Below are 14,290 nucleotides of genomic sequence, written 5' to 3'. Positions count from 1 at the left end.
TCCTCCCTAATTTTACTAGATCTTTGGTTCCTGCTATCATAAATGCATACACAAGAGGAAGAGGGGCAGCACACATGGGCACTTCAAAAGGCCGCGGACCGACCATCGCCAAGGACGTCAACCGCCAACTCATATACCGCCAAATGAAACAGAGCCGCGAAACGACGCGCGTCGATTTGGCGAGAACACTCAGCCTGCATAAAAACACCGTGAATGCCATCATCGGCGAATTCGTGGAGACAGGCTTTGTCGAGGAGCTCGGCCAGCAGGCGCAAAGCGGCGCCGGGCGAAAAGCGACGGTCATCCGCTTTCAGGCCCGCAATAAATGGGCGATCGGCGTCCAGATTACTTCGGATGTCATTCATTGGGCCGTGACCGATTTGTATGCCCACCCGATTGCCTCCTACTCCGTCCCTCTGCGGGATGCGTCGCCGGACAGTGTTGTGCAATCTCTGCTGTCCGAAGCGGACAAGCTGCTTGTCACCTACGGGGCAGACGCCTGCGTCGGCATGTGCATCGGCATTCCCGGCCTGATGGAAGAGCAGCGCTCCAGCGTCATCCACTCCAGCCATCTCGGCTGGCAGCATGTGCCGCTGTTGGCGCTTTTAAAGGATCGGCTGAGCATCCCGCTAAAATTGGACAACAGCGTCAAGCTCGCTTCCCTCGGCGAACAATGGCATGGCAGCGGTAGCGGCAGCAATGACTTCGCCTACTGCTATTTCGGCAATGGCGTCGGCTGCAGCCTCGTGGCAAGCGGTTCCGTCGTCAGGGGAAGCGTGGGCGCCGCGGGCGAGCTGGGCCATTTCGTACTGGAGCCTGACGGCCCCTTGTGCGGCTGCGGTAATCGCGGCTGCTTGGAGGCTTTGGTCAGTCTCCCTGCCCTTTTGCGCCAAATCAGCGAAGCGGATGGCGCCGCAAGCAGCGAACAGCTCAGCTGGGATGCCGTCCTGGACAGGCTGCATCACGAGGACCCTGTCGTTCTGGGGGTGCTCCGCGATGCGGGCCGCACCATCGGACAGGCGCTGAGCTATGTGGTCAACTTGCTGAATCCGAAGCTCATCGTCTGCGACGGCCCGCTGATGCAGGCCTCCTCCATACTGTTCCCGCATATCGAATCCGAGCTCCAGCACCGCTGTCTGTCAGCCGTCATCCCTGTCCGCGTCACGCGCTCAGAGCTGTACCCTTACGCAAGCTGCATTGGCGCCGCCGCCGATGCCATCCAGACGTGGGAGGCCGCGACCTATCCGCTTTAAGCGCCCAAGGTACTGGGGGCTGAGCATGGCCTGGGCCGGACACGGTTACGCTAAACGCTGCCAAACTCAGTACTGCTACGCAGGGCACTGACGGATCCAGCCCCGGGCTGTGTTGAGCACGGAGATAGCCGCGGCACTAAGCTTTACGGCCGACTTTCTAGGCCCTAGCTCCCCTCCTCTCCAATTAGTATAAAATTTATACCAATTAACCGAAATAAGCAAGCAATTTTTAAATAAGCGCCATGGCTCACGGGCCTGCCTAATCCTATGGAGGTGTGCAACAGCACCTATTCGCCTGCCCTCGAAAGCTTAAGCGGAACAAGAGGACGCTATTCCACCATATCTCTCGACTTTCGACCACGATGCGGAACGAGACGACGCTATCCGGTCACCAAGCCACTATAGCAGTCTGAAAAAGCACAAATAAGGGCTTCACGCTCCCTTACAAGCGAATATCAACGATATTCGCACAAATAGCGCCTCCACGTTCCCTTCCCTGGAAATAGCTCGTTGCCGCGAGCTCACTATCGAACGGTCGCCCAGCGAATTTCCATTCGTGGTGATGCTGTGCAGAGGCATGGTTGGCTGCTTAGCCAACTGCCGAGATGAACCGCGGCCCACCGCCTCCCCCAGACAAATCAAAAGAGGCAAGCCCCAAGGCCTGCCTCTCCATCCTTTAATTCGTCGGTGCGCTGTCCAAGAACTGCGCGTTCGGATTCTTCTCGATCGAAGACCGCAGCGCATACTCGCTTTCGAACAAGCCGACATAGTTCCCCTTCTTGTCTTTCACAAGCGTGGAGTTGATACGGAACTTGCCCGGATCAATCTTCTCGTCCACAATCCAGCGCGCGAACTGGTAGTTCTGCCGCTGCAGCATAATGTCGACGCCGTACTCCGATTTCATCCGGTGCTCCAGCACCTCGAATTGCAGCTGGCCGACGACGCCGAGAATCATGTCCTCGAAGCCGATCGTCGTGAACACCTGAATCATGCCTTCCTCTGTGAGCTGATCGATGCCCTTGAGGAACTGCTTTTGCTTGAGCGCATTCTTGATGGACACCTTGCTGAACAGCTCCGGCGAGAACGTCGGCAGCTCGTCAAACGTGAGGGCTTCGCCTTCGCACAAGGAATCCCCGATGTGGAAAATCCCCGGATCGAACAGGCCAATAATGTCGCCCGGAAAAGCCTCCTCAACGATATCCCGATCCTGCGCAAGGAACTGCTGCGGCTGCGCCAGCTTGATGTCTTTGCCAAGCCGCACATGCTTCACGGACATGCCACGTTCGAACTTGCCGGACACGATGCGCAGGAACGCAACGCGGTCGCGGTGCGCCGGGTTCATGTTGGCCTGGATTTTGAACACGTAGCCCGAGAATTTCTCGCGTGTCGGCTCAATCTCCCCAAGCGAGCTGTTGCGCGGCTCCGGATCTGGCGCCAGCTGCAGGAAGTTCTCCAAGAACGTCTGCACGCCAAAGTTGTTGACCGCCGAACCGAAGAAAACCGGCGTCAGCTCGCCTTTTAACACTTTTTCCATGTCAAAAGGGTCCCCAGCTACGTCCAGCAGTTCAATATCATTGGACAGCTGCTGATGCAGGAAGTCGCCGGCGATCTCTTTCACGAGCGGGTCATCCACGCCGCTGACTTTGCGGACTTGAATGTCGCGATGATCCTCGCCATGATACAGCTCCAGCTGCGATTTGCCGCGGTCATACACGCCGCAGAACTGCTTGCCGGACCCGATCGGCCAGTTCATCGGATAGGAACGGATGCCGAGCACCTCTTCCAATTCTTCGAGCAACTCGAACGGATCGCGCCCCTCACGGTCCAATTTGTTAATAAACGTAAAAATCGGAATGCCTCTCATCCGGCACACCTGGAACAGCTTCTTCGTCTGCGTCTCGACACCTTTGGCGACGTCGATGAGCATGACTGCGCTGTCCGCGGCTGTCAGTGTACGGTACGTGTCTTCACTGAAGTCTTGGTGGCCCGGCGTATCCAAAATGTTGACGCGATGCCCTTCATAATCGAACTGCATCACGGAAGACGTAACGGAAATCCCCCGCTGCTTCTCGATCTCCATCCAGTCGGAAGTCGCATGCTTGCTGGCTTTGCGGCCTTTCACCGTTCCCGCGAGACGAATCGCGCCCCCAAACAGGAGCAGCTTCTCCGTCAACGTCGTTTTCCCCGCATCCGGGTGAGAAATAATCGCAAACGTCCGCCGCTTGGCGACTTCCGTTTCGAGCAATTGCTTGAGTTGCGTTTTCATAGTGGTCATTAAATTCCCTTCTGCTTCTACATTAAACATTTATCAAATGGCGGATCAGACTTTCACTTTTTCCAAAGGCACTGTCCAATTCGCCTCTTCAATCCAAGTACGGTTGCTGAACTCGCGGCCGCGCACAGTCACTTTGTCGGCAAACACCTGCACGTAAATCCCCTGCGCCTTGTTGCGCGCTTCCTGCTGGTACGCCCGATTCAGCGTCCTGCCAACGGAGGCGTTATGAAAATAATGGAATGTCTCCTGAATGTAATGCGGCGTGCCGTTCTGGAAATCCTGGTGGCGGTGTCCGCAGAACACGAGCACGTTCTTATACGGCGCAAGCGTGTCACGGAATTCAATCGCCCGCATCAGTTGATGCGTTTTGCCATCTGTCCCGACTGGCGGCAGCGGCTGGTGGGTCATGACAAACAGCGGACGTCCCGGCTTATACAGCTGCTTCACGCGCGCTTTGAACCACGCCATCTGCTCGTCGGAATACCAGGCGCCTTCACCGACTTCCGGCTTCTCCTGCACATAAGTTTCCTGCGATAACAGCACGATTGAGTGTCCATTCGCCGTAAAATCGTTATAAATATGAGAATAGCCAAAAAACTGCTTGAACTGCTCCCGGCTGATCGCATCGCTTTTGCCATTCGGCACCGCGTCCTGATCCCATTGATTCGCTTTGTTGATCCAAATCGTATAGTAATCGTGGTTGCCCATGTTGGCATGAACCGGCGGCAGCTTATACGCGTTCAAAATCCCCCGCAACTCCTTGTAATCCCGATCCGTTCCGGTATCCGTCAAATCGCCCGTGAACATGATCGCATCCACAGGTCCGTCAAAATGAGTAACATCATCCAACGCTTGCCGCAGCTTCGTCATCGTAAGGGGATCCCCGATCGTCACATGCAGGTCACTTAAAATAAAGAACGACATCAGCGGCCCCGGCGGCAGCGGTTCTTCCGAAGGCTGTGGCGGTTCCTGTGTTGCTGACGGTTCGGGCGTATCGGCCGAGACAACGGCTCCGGTTACGGTCTCCGTCATGAATTTTTTCTTAACGAGCCAACTGAACCAGGCGCTAACCCCGATTAAAATACCGCCGATAGCCACCAACCATCGAATAAATGCCCTGCGCGACATGGATACACCCCATAATATATGATCTTCAAGCCTGCTCCGTACGATTTAGTATACCAAAAAAATGTACGGCTTACGATGCCCCCGGACCAACTATTCGACAAAAACAAAAACCCAACAGGCTCCTTCGCCTGTTGGATTTGCAGGTACGCTTTTAAGCGAGCACCGTTGTCTTTTGAACTGCATCCCAATCGACTTCGCCTTCGTTTTGACCGTTGATCGGCCACCACTTGAAACCATCGTCGCTTAGCAGCTTCGACGCTGCCTCAGGCCCCCAGGAGCCCGCAGGATACTGCTTCAAATCTTGGGATGTCTCTCTCCACGCCGCAGCGATCCGGTCAACGTATTCCCACGCCAGCGCAACTTCGTCCCAACGCGTGAAATACGTGGAATCTCCGCGCGCCGCATCGTACAGCAGGCGTTCGTAGGCTTCCGGCGTGTTGATGCCGATTTGGCAGCTTTGGCAGAAGTCCATCGCGATCGGCACGATGACGCCTTCGGAGCCCGGCTGCTTCGCATTCATTTTCAGATAGATGCCTTCCATCGGATTCACACGGAACACCAACAGGTTCGGCTCCATCTGATGTTTGGACGCGAGGTAGACATTGTTCGGGATGTTTTTGAACTCGACCACGACTTCGGTCGTTTTGAGCGGCAATCTTTTGCCTGTACGGATATAGAAAGGTACGCCCGCCCAACGGAAATTGTCCACGTGCACACGTGCGGCAAAATACGTCTCCGTCGCCGACTGCGGGTTCACGTTGTCCTCTTCGCGATACGCCGGCAGCGCTTTGCCTTTGGAGGAGCCTCCGGTATACTGACCGCGCACCACGTTTGCACGCACATCGTCGCCGTCCTCGAACAGACGCAGAGAGCGCAGCACTTTCACTTTCTCGTCGCGAATATCTTCCGGATTCAGACGGCTTGGCGGCTCCATCGCCATCATCATAATCATCTGCAGCATATGGTTCTGACCCATGTCGCGCAAGGCGCCCGAGTGATCGTAGTACCCGCCGCGTTCTTCCACACCGACCGTCTCGCTCAGCGTAATCTGAATATTCGCAATGTACTTGTTGTTCCAGAGCGGCTCGAAGAACGCGTTCGCGAAGCGCACGAACTCGATATTCTGAACCATTTCTTTGCCGAGGTAATGGTCGATGCGGTAAATGTCCTTCTCCTCGAACACCTGGCGCAGCTGCTCGTTCAAACGCTGTGCAGACGGCAGATCGTAGCCGAACGGCTTCTCGATCACAAGGCGGTGCCAGCCGGTTGTATTCAGCAGGCCGCCTTCTTTCAGGTTGAGCGACACATTGCCGAACAATTCCGGCGCCAAAGCAAGGTAGAACAGGCGGTTGCCGCCGGTTTGGAATTGGTCGTCGAGCCTGGCCGTGAGCACGTTCAGTTCATGGAAGCCCGCGACATTGTTAATGTCGAGCGACATGTATTCAAAATGAGACGCGAATCGTTCCCATTCGACATCATCCACTTTTTTGTACCGTGCAAAATCTTGAATCGAATGCTTCACATCGTCACGGAACTGCTCATTCGTCCGCGGTCTGCGCGCCAGCCCTACGACGGCAAAGTTCTCGCCGAGCTTGCCTTCCCGATACAGGCTGTAAAACGCCGGAAACAGCTTTCTTTTCGCCAAATCTCCTGTTGCCCCGAAAATATAATATACAGCTCCACTCATCTATGCATCATTCTTTCTCTATTAGATTAGGGTAATAAGCATAGCATACCGAAATTTGTCAGACGATTCAACTTTTCTACGACATTTCTTCCATAACATTTTCTTATACCAAACTAGACATTCGTCTATACCAGTCGGCAATACGGTGCATAGGCTATCATACATACAACTCACGGAGGTGCCATATCAGATGCAACCCATTCACCCAATTTCGGCAAAAAGCTGCAAACATCTGCTCGGAAAGCCCGTGTTCCTCGTCTTGAAAGACGGCTCACGATTGTTCGGCGTCTTGCATCGCGTTGACAACAACAGGCTGACGATCGGCGAAGAAACGCTTGCGAGCGTCAGTGCGAAACCGAAAAAAACAGCCAAGAAAACGACTGCAACCAAAAGTAAACCGGCAAAAACAGCCAGGAAACAGACGCCTGCCGAGCAGTCTGCCCCTGAGCAGGAAACGCCTGCAGGGCTGATTTCGTTCGGATTCTGGGGACCGCCGCCAGAAGCGCCGGCTCCGCGTTCCTGGGACGTCCCGCTGGACAACGTAGGCGCGATGTTTACGGAGACGGTATAGAAAAAAGGCTGAGGATGCCCAAAACATCCCAGCCTTTTATCTTGTTATGCGCTTGCTCATTTTGTAGCAGTAGAGCTCAGGAATGTACGTCTCCACCGCATACCCGCGTTTCGTATAAAAGTGAATCGCTCTCGGATTGCTATCGTCCACGAACAGCTCTACGGATTTGCAGCGCTCTTTCCGGCCGTAATCCTCCGCCGTCTTCATCAGCTCATGGCCGAGGCCTCTCCCCTGCTCGCGCTCGTCAATCGCCAGCATATCGACAAAGAGCACGTTCGATTTGCGTACAAACGTAATAAAACCGTATGGCTTACGGAAGCCTCGGGCGGCTACGTAGGTTTTGTTGCGATTCAGCCTGGATCGAATTTCTGCGAACGTCACCGATTGGCCCGCATCGTAGAGTCTTGAGTAAGGCACTAGCTGTTCGATGACCATGCGATGGATCATGGCGTCGTCCGATGTAGGTAAACGTTTACGAATCATGCAGCACCGCCTCCACAAGCAGCAATAATGCTATCTTATGTCGCGTTTGCCGGAAATGACCCTGCGCCTGCCAATTTACCCCATTTCGTTCCAGTGGTATAATGAAAGTATATGAAGGGAGGGCTGGCTATGATCAATGCCTATCCGCCGATTCAAGCTGTTAGCAGCTACCAGACGCATAAGGATTACTACCGGGTGTCCGCGGTGAGCCGGACGGCTGGAGGACAATCCAGCACAATCCGCAGAGCGATGGACCTGCCTTACGAGAAGCTGCCGTACAAGCACTATGCCCAAACTGCAGCCAAAAGCGTATCGAACGTACTCGCTTCGGCCCAGAACGTGCAGCAATCCGCCGCGACGCTGGTGAGGGCGGGCGATGAGCGCCAGCCCGAGACCAACCGCGACATCCAAGAAACCGTTCATCATTTTATTGATTCCTATAATGATTTACAAGATGAGCTGGGGCAAGCCGGCGGCGAAGTCAGCCACGCGCTGCTCCGAGGTCTCGAACGCGCCGCGCAGCCTTACCTGCTCGGCGACATCGGCATCACCGAGCAGGAGGACGGCAAGCTCACGCTTGAGCCTGAGCTGCTCGAGGCCGGCCGCGACGCGGCGCTTCGCGCAGACGCGGGCTCGGCGATCTCCCGCGTGACGAGCTTCGCGGCGTCGATGGCGAAGCGGCTGGATCAGCTGCAGCAGATGCCAGCGGCGGCGTTGCTTCAGCTCTCGGCATCGCCGCTGAAGCCGTACGGGCAATACCGCGCCAAGCTGGACGCGTATTTGCCGGTGCCGCTGCGCGGCATGCTGCTGGACGCGCGGATGTGAGGACGCGTTGCGATGAAGACAAGGCCTTGCCAACCCGCATGCGCGTTGGCCAAGGCCTTTTTCATGTGCAGCTTGTTCCACAGAATACCACAGCTGCTCGTTTATCTCGTGGTGAGAAAGCTTCCCCTACCATTGTATGCTATACTCGACAATCATGGATGTGCGTTTAGATACAGGATGTGGCTTGTCAAGACTACTTAGTGAGTAATACAGTGGTAGGTAGTGGTGGATTCGTTGATCGTGGTTGCTTGCTTGGGGTCGCTGGGGGTCAGCCATCCCGTGATCCGACTCGCGCGCCTAAGACAACTGTAAAATGTGCAGGCGATTTCCGCAAATCTTCGAATTTCACACGATTAACTGCATAACCTACAGCAAATTTGCCCCCCCGAACCCCAATTTCAGCTCATAGCGACCCAATCGAGGAAATTTACCTGCATAAAATGCAGGATCTTGCTCCATTTCCCCATCATCTACGGAATTACATGTAGAAAATACATATCCACCACCCGTGGCAGCAGCTATTGAGAGACATTTCGCCGTTAGGGGCGGCAATCGTAACATTCAGCACTCGGTCACCCCATATCCAGGTATTCGCAACCCAATCAAGCATTTCACCAGCCAGTCAACCGACTGCCAAAACCAAAAAGCCGTCCCTCCCACGCGCGCCCACATCCGAGAATTCGAAAGGGGAGCAACCAACGCAAGAGGTGCGGCTTATCCACGTATATCTTTTAAAATAGCTTCTTCCCCAGCACATGATCCATCGGAATGAATCCGATAATCCGGCTGTCCATTGAATTATTGCGATTGTCTCCCATCACGAAAATGTTATCGTCAGGGACGGTCCATTTCTTATTGCTGTTCGCCTTCATTTCCTCATTCAAGTACGGCTCATCAAGCAGCTCGCCATTGCGGTACAGCTTGTTGCTCTTCATCTCAAGCACATCGCCCGGCTTCCCGATCACGCGCTTGATCCAGATATGCTTGTCGTCGCCATGGACGAATAGGCTGAGCAGCGGGCTGTCCAACAGGTCGTTCTTGAACGTCCGGCGCAGGTTCACGCGGGAGTCGATGATGACGATGTCGCCGTAATCCGGCTCATAGCGAAACGTGTGCGACAGCTTCGAAACGTACACCCGCTGCGTATCGTGCAGCGTCGGGTCCATGGAATGTCCGCTCACCCGGGTCGATTGAAACACGAACACGCCTAGAATCAAAACTAAAACAAAAGAAATCGCAATGGAGCTGACCCAACTCCAGATTTGTTTGACTGCCTTCATTCGGTTCGCTCCTCGCTTTATTCGGCCAGTCCATGCTTGAACGCATAAATGGCCGCCTGCGTCCGATCCTCCACGCCAAGCTTCGCCAGCACGTTCGTGACGTGAAACTTGACCGTCTTCACACCGATAAACAGGTCGTCCGCCAGCTCTTGATTCGACTTGCCTTGCGCAATCAAGCGCAGCACTTCCATCTCGCGCTCTGTAAGCTCCTCATGCGGCTGCGCTTCCTGCTTCGGCTGCCGGAAGCGGTTCATGATTTTGGAGGCCACTTGAGACTCCAGAATCGACTGCCCTTTCGCCGCGGCGCGGATCGCTTGCGCAATCTCCGAGGCGCGGGACGTTTTGAGCAGATAGCTGAAGGCGCCGGCTTCGATCACGGGATACATTTTCTCATCGTCCAAAAAGCTCGTCAACACAATCACCTTGCAATCCGGATAAAGCTGCAGCAATTTACGAGTCGTTTCGATCCCGTCCATGCCTTCCATCACAAGATCCATCAGCACAACGTCAGGCCGGTACTCCTGGGCAAGACGAATGCCGTCCATCCCGTTGCTGGCCTCACCTACGACTTCGATGCCATCCTCGGTGCCCAGCACCGCGGCAAGACCGATGCGCACCATTTCGTGATCGTCCACTAGTAGTACTTTAATCAAAGTGTCGTCGTCCATTTGCTTCTCCTTCCGTCCGCCAGCGCCGCCTGAGACCGCGACAACTAGCCCTCTATGGCTTGGGGATCGCCCGCAAGAATCGGCACCCGAATCTCAATCCGCGTACCGCGGTCAGGCGCTGTAATAATGTCAACGGAGCCGCCAATCTCATTGACGCGCTCCTTCATCGACACGATGCCGTAAGACGTCAGCTTTTTCGCATCGAGTTCAAAACCGACGCCGTCGTCCCGAATCACCAACCGAATGCCGTCAGAGCGGTGCAGCAGCTTCACTTCCAGCTTATTCGCCTTGGAATGCCGCAGCGCGTTCGACAGCGCTTCCTGTACAATGCGGAACAAATGATCCTCAATTCCTTTATTCAAACGAATTTCTTCGTCCATATCCCATGTTATCGCCATTGGCACCTTCGCTGCAAGTTCTTTGAGCAGTTCGGTCAGGCCTTCCGACAACCGCTTGCCTTCCAAATGAATCGGCCGCAGGTGCAGCAGCAGCGCGCGCATCTCCGATTGTGCGACGGAAGCCATCTCCTCGATGAGGTAAATCTGGCGCTTCGCTTTCTCAAAATCCTTGTCCAACGTCCGGCCGACCGCCGTCGCCGTCATCGAAATGGCAAACAGCTGCTGGCTAACCGCATCGTGCAGCTCACGGGCGAGCCGCTGACGCTCTTCAATGACCGCAGTCAGCTTCGCTTTTTCCGTCAGCTCCACGTTATGGTTGGACAGCCGCTGCAGGCTCGTCACCTGCTCCTCCCAGCGCTTCACAACCCGCTCCAATTGCTCGCCGAGCCGGCCAATCTCATCTTCGCCGTTGGCAAAACTGCCGCGGGTGAAGGTCCCTTTTTCAAGCAGCAGCAGCGTCTCCATCATCGGATCGAGCCTCCGGGTTACGCGGGAGGAGTTCCAATAACCGTACACAGCCCCGGCCACCGTCAAAATGAGCAAGGACATAAAGGCAAACGTGACGATGTCCTGCCAGTCCGTAAAGGCGAGCATGATGTTCCGGGAATTCAGAAAGTACAGCACCACACCGAAAACCACGAAGCTGAAAACGATCGCCTCTCCCATACTGCGCCATATCATGTTCGTTAACCGCCGTTTATATCCGTCCACTGGGTGAGGAACCTCCCTACGCGTGTTACAGTACTTTAACCTTGATATCTCCTACGATAAAAGAAAGGACGAGTTTCACCCGATGATCGCAATAATCATAATTGTTCGATTGCCATGTCAACTTATTCATCACGCCGGTCTCCCGCTCCTCAGCGACTTGAATCTGTCCGAACGTCACCGAAGATACAACCGATACCCCAATATCGTCCGGCACTTTAATGTCGATGTCGCCGACAACGCCTTGCAGGATCACCGTCGTTTCCTTTTGCTCCAGGATGGCCAGAGACAGATCGATATACGTCTCCCCGACCAGATACCACGTCGAATTGTTGCGCAAAATCCAAGGCTCGCGCCCGAGCCGAACGCTGTCCACGATTTTCTGCTTCTGGGTATAGCTCTCATCTTTATACATTTGCCTGGATTTGATAAAAAATAATCCTAGTGAAATCAGCACAACAGCTATCACAATCGTCACATGATTGCCAAATAAAATCACCGCGCCGGCCCCGATCAGTACGTAGCCTTTGTATTCCTTTTTGGACCGCACCCGGTGTATGCCGAGCAGAATGAGGAGTATCGCAAGAATAGGGAAAAAGCCTACTATATGATCCAGAAGCAAAAAAACACCGGCAGCTATCAGCACGAGCGCTGTGTTGCGGCTGCGGTTATTTTTGGTTTCTTCTCCCATCGTTGCACCTCCTCTGGTTGCTTGTACACATCGCTTCAATCGCTTCTTAGCATACCATAAGTCTGCACCGCCTCCAATAAGCAATTCCTTACCGCTCTAGGGGTTAGGATGCAGAGCAGCGGTGTGGGAGACTCGGAAGATCAAGCGTCGTGATGTAAAAGAAAGCTGCCCGGCTGCGGCGGGGCAAAGCGGAGTTGCGAAGCCCACGCAAGCCGAGAAGCCCACGGTCGGCTAACGGCGCGCTGCGGCAGCTACTTCACACCGCCGCCGTGCGAATCCCGATCGGCGCCGCGACGCCGCTCTTCTTCTTGCCATTCGTGCTGCAGCCGGGTGCGCAGCGCGCGCAGTTCATGCTGAAGGTTGCCGCCGGCCTCCTTCAGCGTCTCCTTCGACAGGCGGCCTGCGATGCGCAGCCCCTGCATGGCTTCCCGGCCGAGCTCGCGGCCGGTCGACTCCAGCTCGCGCCAGCCGCGGCGCGAGTCCTCATAGCTGGTGCCGCCGCCATCATGTGGCGGCACGTCCGCGCGCATCTGCTCCGAGAGCCGCAGGCACTCGTCCTGCAGGCTCGCATACTGCGCGCGGTACTGCTCGCAAGCGGCCTCCTCGCGCAGCTTCTCTTGCAGGGCGAGCCGCGCGAGATCCTCTTCGCCGGCTCGCATCGCGAGCTCGGCCTGCTCGGCGCGCAGCTGCGCCATTTCTTCGGCGCGCTCAATGTGCTGGCGCAGCCCGATCATTTCGTGGAGCGCTTCCTGATAGCGCTCTTCGAGTTGCTCTTTATCCACCCGGCGATTCCCCGGGGCGTTAGGGTCCAATTTGCCGACCGTCTCCTGCCAGACGGTGTCCATCATTTTGCCTACATGTTCAAACATATGTGAAAAGTCAAATCCGCCGCGATGCTTATTCATGCGATCCGCTCCTTTTTATCGTTCATCGTATCCTTATCGTATCCGATTCCGAGTAAGGTCAAAACGGACCCGCGACTGTTTTTAACCTAGACCTAAGTCCAGTAGCTTTGCGGCGTTACCACATTTTGGGCGTTGTTCCGCCATGCCTCGAATGATAAACTATTTGAAGCCGAATCCGATGCATTAATTGAAGTATTGGTACGGGGGACGATTTACTTGGGGTGAATATTTGCCGGCCATCCGCCGCAGACTAGGGAGAACCTTCTTCCCGAACCCGTCAACTAACCTCGAAGGCTTCGATGAAGGAGGATTACCAATTGCATAAGTTTACCAAAGGGTTAACGGGCCTTGCTGTGTCTTTGACAGTACTGGCTGCTGGCTTTCTTTCCCCATTAACGGCCAAAGCGGCCGAAATGGACGTGAAAGTGCAGGTCAACGATGACCTCATTCAATTTCCGGATGCGCAACCGTTTCTGGATAATAACCATTCGACGCAGGTTCCGCTCCGTTTTGTAACGGAAAAGCTCGGCTACCAAGTTGATTGGAAAAAAGACGGAAATCAAATTTCGGTTACACTCGGTAATAACAAACATACCGTTACCTTAATTTCCGGCCAAAAAGAAGCCCTAATCGATAATTCTCCTGTAACGCTCGACACGCCGCCTCAATTCCAAAACGGGCGCGTCTATGTCCCGCTGCGCTTTCTATCGAATACCGCGGGCATTCCGATTCAATGGGACTCCAGCAGCAAGCTGGCGATTCTAAGCAATGACGGTCAGCATCATGCGCCGGATTATCAGGTCTTCGAATCGACAGCCTACTCCGCAGATCCGTCTGAAAACGGCGGCTACGGCGCCTTCGATTTTCTCGGCAATCGCTTGTCGATCGGCACCGTCGCGGTAGACCCTTCGGTCATCCCGCTCGGCACGAAGCTTTACATCGAAGGTTATTCCTATAACGGCCTTCCGCAAGGCGGCATGGTCGCCTACGCAACAGATACGGGAAACTCGATTAAAGGCAACCGCATCGATATTTTCATCCCGGGCTCGAAGCAAGCACTGCGAAGCTACGGTATCCAAAAAATTAAAGTGTACAAGCTGTCCGAGTAGCGGATACGCTTGCAGGTCGACCGCCTTGTTCAGGTGGTCGGCCTTTTGATTTTTGTTGCGGTCTGGGCGGGCAAATGTCCAGTCAACGAATGCCTCTCCGCCATATGCTGATGATGTAAGCACCTAACACAATCCACATTCGGAGGGGATTTCATTATGAGTTGTGCAGGTACAGGTACAGGAACTGGCTATGGTTACGGATCCGTTGGCGTTATCCTTGTTTTATACGTGCTGCTTGTGATCATTCTGGCGACATTCTACTAATACACGGCATAATGCTGAAAAAGCCTGCCGCACCCCGGCTGTGAA

14 protein-coding genes and 1 riboswitch are annotated in these 14,290 nt (G+C 54.7%); of the genes, 5 read left to right on the top strand and 9 right to left on the bottom strand.

The features are described 5' to 3' along the window. Window positions 1-74: 74 nt before the first annotated feature. Window positions 75-1,253, top strand: a complete 1,179-nt coding sequence (locus tag ABE504_RS27960; protein ID WP_430095189.1) for an ROK family protein — start codon at window positions 75-77, stop codon at window positions 1,251-1,253. Between the two features lie 676 nt (window positions 1,254-1,929). On the opposite strand, the gene ABE504_RS27955 is transcribed toward ABE504_RS27960, so the two are convergent. The 3 genes from ABE504_RS27955 to zwf form a co-directional block, all read right to left on the bottom strand. Continuing rightward, complete coding sequence (locus ABE504_RS27955) at window positions 1,930-3,528, bottom strand: peptide chain release factor 3 (RefSeq protein ID WP_430095187.1); 1,599 nt, start codon at window positions 3,526-3,528, stop codon at window positions 1,930-1,932. Between the two features lie 45 nt (window positions 3,529-3,573). Next, window positions 3,574-4,656, bottom strand: a complete 1,083-nt coding sequence (locus ABE504_RS27950; protein ID WP_430095185.1) for a metallophosphoesterase family protein — start codon at window positions 4,654-4,656, stop codon at window positions 3,574-3,576. A gap of 151 nt (window positions 4,657-4,807) precedes the next feature. Next, window positions 4,808-6,343 carry a glucose-6-phosphate dehydrogenase gene (gene zwf, locus ABE504_RS27945; RefSeq protein WP_430095183.1) on the bottom strand — a complete coding sequence of 512 codons (1,536 nt, stop codon included), beginning with the start codon at window positions 6,341-6,343 and terminating at the stop codon, window positions 4,808-4,810. 190 nt (window positions 6,344-6,533) lie between these two features. On the opposite strand from zwf, the gene ABE504_RS27940 reads away from it, so the two are divergent. Further along, window positions 6,534-6,914 (top strand): hypothetical protein, encoded by a 381-nt coding sequence (locus tag ABE504_RS27940; protein ID WP_430095182.1) that lies wholly within the window; start codon window positions 6,534-6,536, stop codon window positions 6,912-6,914. Window positions 6,915-6,950: 36 nt separating this feature from the next. Here ABE504_RS27940 and ABE504_RS27935 read toward each other — a convergent pair whose 3' ends face one another. Then, entirely contained in the window at window positions 6,951-7,397 is a 447-nt protein-coding gene (locus ABE504_RS27935; RefSeq protein ID WP_430095180.1) for a GNAT family N-acetyltransferase, read from the bottom strand. Window positions 7,398-7,526: 129 nt separating this feature from the next. Between ABE504_RS27935 and ABE504_RS27930 the strand changes: the two genes are divergently transcribed. Beyond that, window positions 7,527-8,222, top strand: a complete 696-nt coding sequence (locus tag ABE504_RS27930) for a hypothetical protein (protein WP_430095178.1) — start codon at window positions 7,527-7,529, stop codon at window positions 8,220-8,222. Window positions 8,223-8,953: 731 nt separating this feature from the next. Here the strand turns inward: ABE504_RS27930 and lepB are convergent. The 5 genes from lepB to ABE504_RS27905 form a co-directional block, all read right to left on the bottom strand. Next, the gene (gene lepB / locus ABE504_RS27925; protein WP_430095176.1) at window positions 8,954-9,502 is read right to left on the bottom strand and encodes a signal peptidase I; all 549 of its coding nucleotides are present in this window, start codon (window positions 9,500-9,502) and stop codon (window positions 8,954-8,956) included. Window positions 9,503-9,519: 17 nt separating this feature from the next. Then, entirely contained in the window at window positions 9,520-10,170 is a 651-nt protein-coding gene (locus ABE504_RS27920; RefSeq protein WP_430095174.1) for a response regulator, read from the bottom strand. 44 nt (window positions 10,171-10,214) lie between these two features. Beyond that, window positions 10,215-11,279, bottom strand: a complete 1,065-nt coding sequence (locus ABE504_RS27915; RefSeq protein WP_430095173.1) for a histidine kinase — start codon at window positions 11,277-11,279, stop codon at window positions 10,215-10,217. A gap of 25 nt (window positions 11,280-11,304) precedes the next feature. Beyond that, a complete protein-coding gene (gene liaF / locus ABE504_RS27910; RefSeq protein ID WP_430095171.1) occupies window positions 11,305-11,967 on the bottom strand; it encodes a cell wall-active antibiotics response protein LiaF in 663 nt (220 codons plus the stop codon). A gap of 251 nt (window positions 11,968-12,218) precedes the next feature. After that, on the bottom strand, window positions 12,219-12,872 hold the full coding sequence (locus tag ABE504_RS27905) for a PspA/IM30 family protein (RefSeq protein ID WP_430095169.1): 654 nt from the start codon (window positions 12,870-12,872) through the stop codon (window positions 12,219-12,221). A gap of 157 nt (window positions 12,873-13,029) precedes the next feature. Continuing rightward, a riboswitch (cyclic di-AMP (ydaO/yuaA leader) is annotated at window positions 13,030-13,183 on the top strand. Window positions 13,184-13,189: 6 nt separating this feature from the next. On the opposite strand from ABE504_RS27905, the gene ABE504_RS27900 reads away from it, so the two are divergent. Then, window positions 13,190-13,981, top strand: a complete 792-nt coding sequence (locus ABE504_RS27900) for a stalk domain-containing protein (protein ID WP_430095167.1) — start codon at window positions 13,190-13,192, stop codon at window positions 13,979-13,981. A 156-nt stretch (window positions 13,982-14,137) separates the two neighbouring features. Beyond that, complete coding sequence (locus ABE504_RS27895; RefSeq protein ID WP_430095165.1) at window positions 14,138-14,245, top strand: YjcZ family sporulation protein; 108 nt, start codon at window positions 14,138-14,140, stop codon at window positions 14,243-14,245. Window positions 14,246-14,290: the final 45 nt, after the last annotated feature.

Source organism: Paenibacillus oryzisoli, from assembly GCF_050467285.1.
GTDB lineage: Bacteria > Bacillota > Bacilli > Paenibacillales > NBRC-103111 > Paenibacillus_E > Paenibacillus_E oryzisoli_A.
The sequence above is the reverse complement of the archived record's forward strand: the minus strand, read 5'-3'. Positions and strand labels throughout refer to the sequence as shown.

Excerpts from the sequence above, each read along its gene's own strand:
- ABE504_RS27920 (WP_430095174.1), bottom strand. The coding sequence starts at position 10,170 with ATGGACGACGACACTTTGATTAAAGTACTACTAGTGGACGATCACGAA.
- ABE504_RS27895 (WP_430095165.1), top strand. The coding sequence starts at position 14,138 with ATGAGTTGTGCAGGTACAGGTACAGGAACTGGCTATGGTTACGGATCC.
- ABE504_RS27960 (WP_430095189.1), top strand. The coding sequence starts at position 75 with ATGGGCACTTCAAAAGGCCGCGGACCGACCATCGCCAAGGACGTCAAC.
- lepB (WP_430095176.1), bottom strand. The coding sequence starts at position 9,502 with ATGAAGGCAGTCAAACAAATCTGGAGTTGGGTCAGCTCCATTGCGATT.
- ABE504_RS27950 (WP_430095185.1), bottom strand. The coding sequence starts at position 4,656 with ATGTCGCGCAGGGCATTTATTCGATGGTTGGTGGCTATCGGCGGTATT.
- ABE504_RS27930 (WP_430095178.1), top strand. The coding sequence starts at position 7,527 with ATGATCAATGCCTATCCGCCGATTCAAGCTGTTAGCAGCTACCAGACG.
- zwf (WP_430095183.1), bottom strand. The coding sequence starts at position 6,343 with ATGAGTGGAGCTGTATATTATATTTTCGGGGCAACAGGAGATTTGGCG.
- liaF (WP_430095171.1), bottom strand. The coding sequence starts at position 11,967 with ATGGGAGAAGAAACCAAAAATAACCGCAGCCGCAACACAGCGCTCGTG.
- ABE504_RS27940 (WP_430095182.1), top strand. The coding sequence starts at position 6,534 with ATGCAACCCATTCACCCAATTTCGGCAAAAAGCTGCAAACATCTGCTC.
- ABE504_RS27905 (WP_430095169.1), bottom strand. The coding sequence starts at position 12,872 with ATGAATAAGCATCGCGGCGGATTTGACTTTTCACATATGTTTGAACAT.
- ABE504_RS27935 (WP_430095180.1), bottom strand. The coding sequence starts at position 7,397 with ATGATTCGTAAACGTTTACCTACATCGGACGACGCCATGATCCATCGC.
- ABE504_RS27955 (WP_430095187.1), bottom strand. The coding sequence starts at position 3,528 with ATGACCACTATGAAAACGCAACTCAAGCAATTGCTCGAAACGGAAGTC.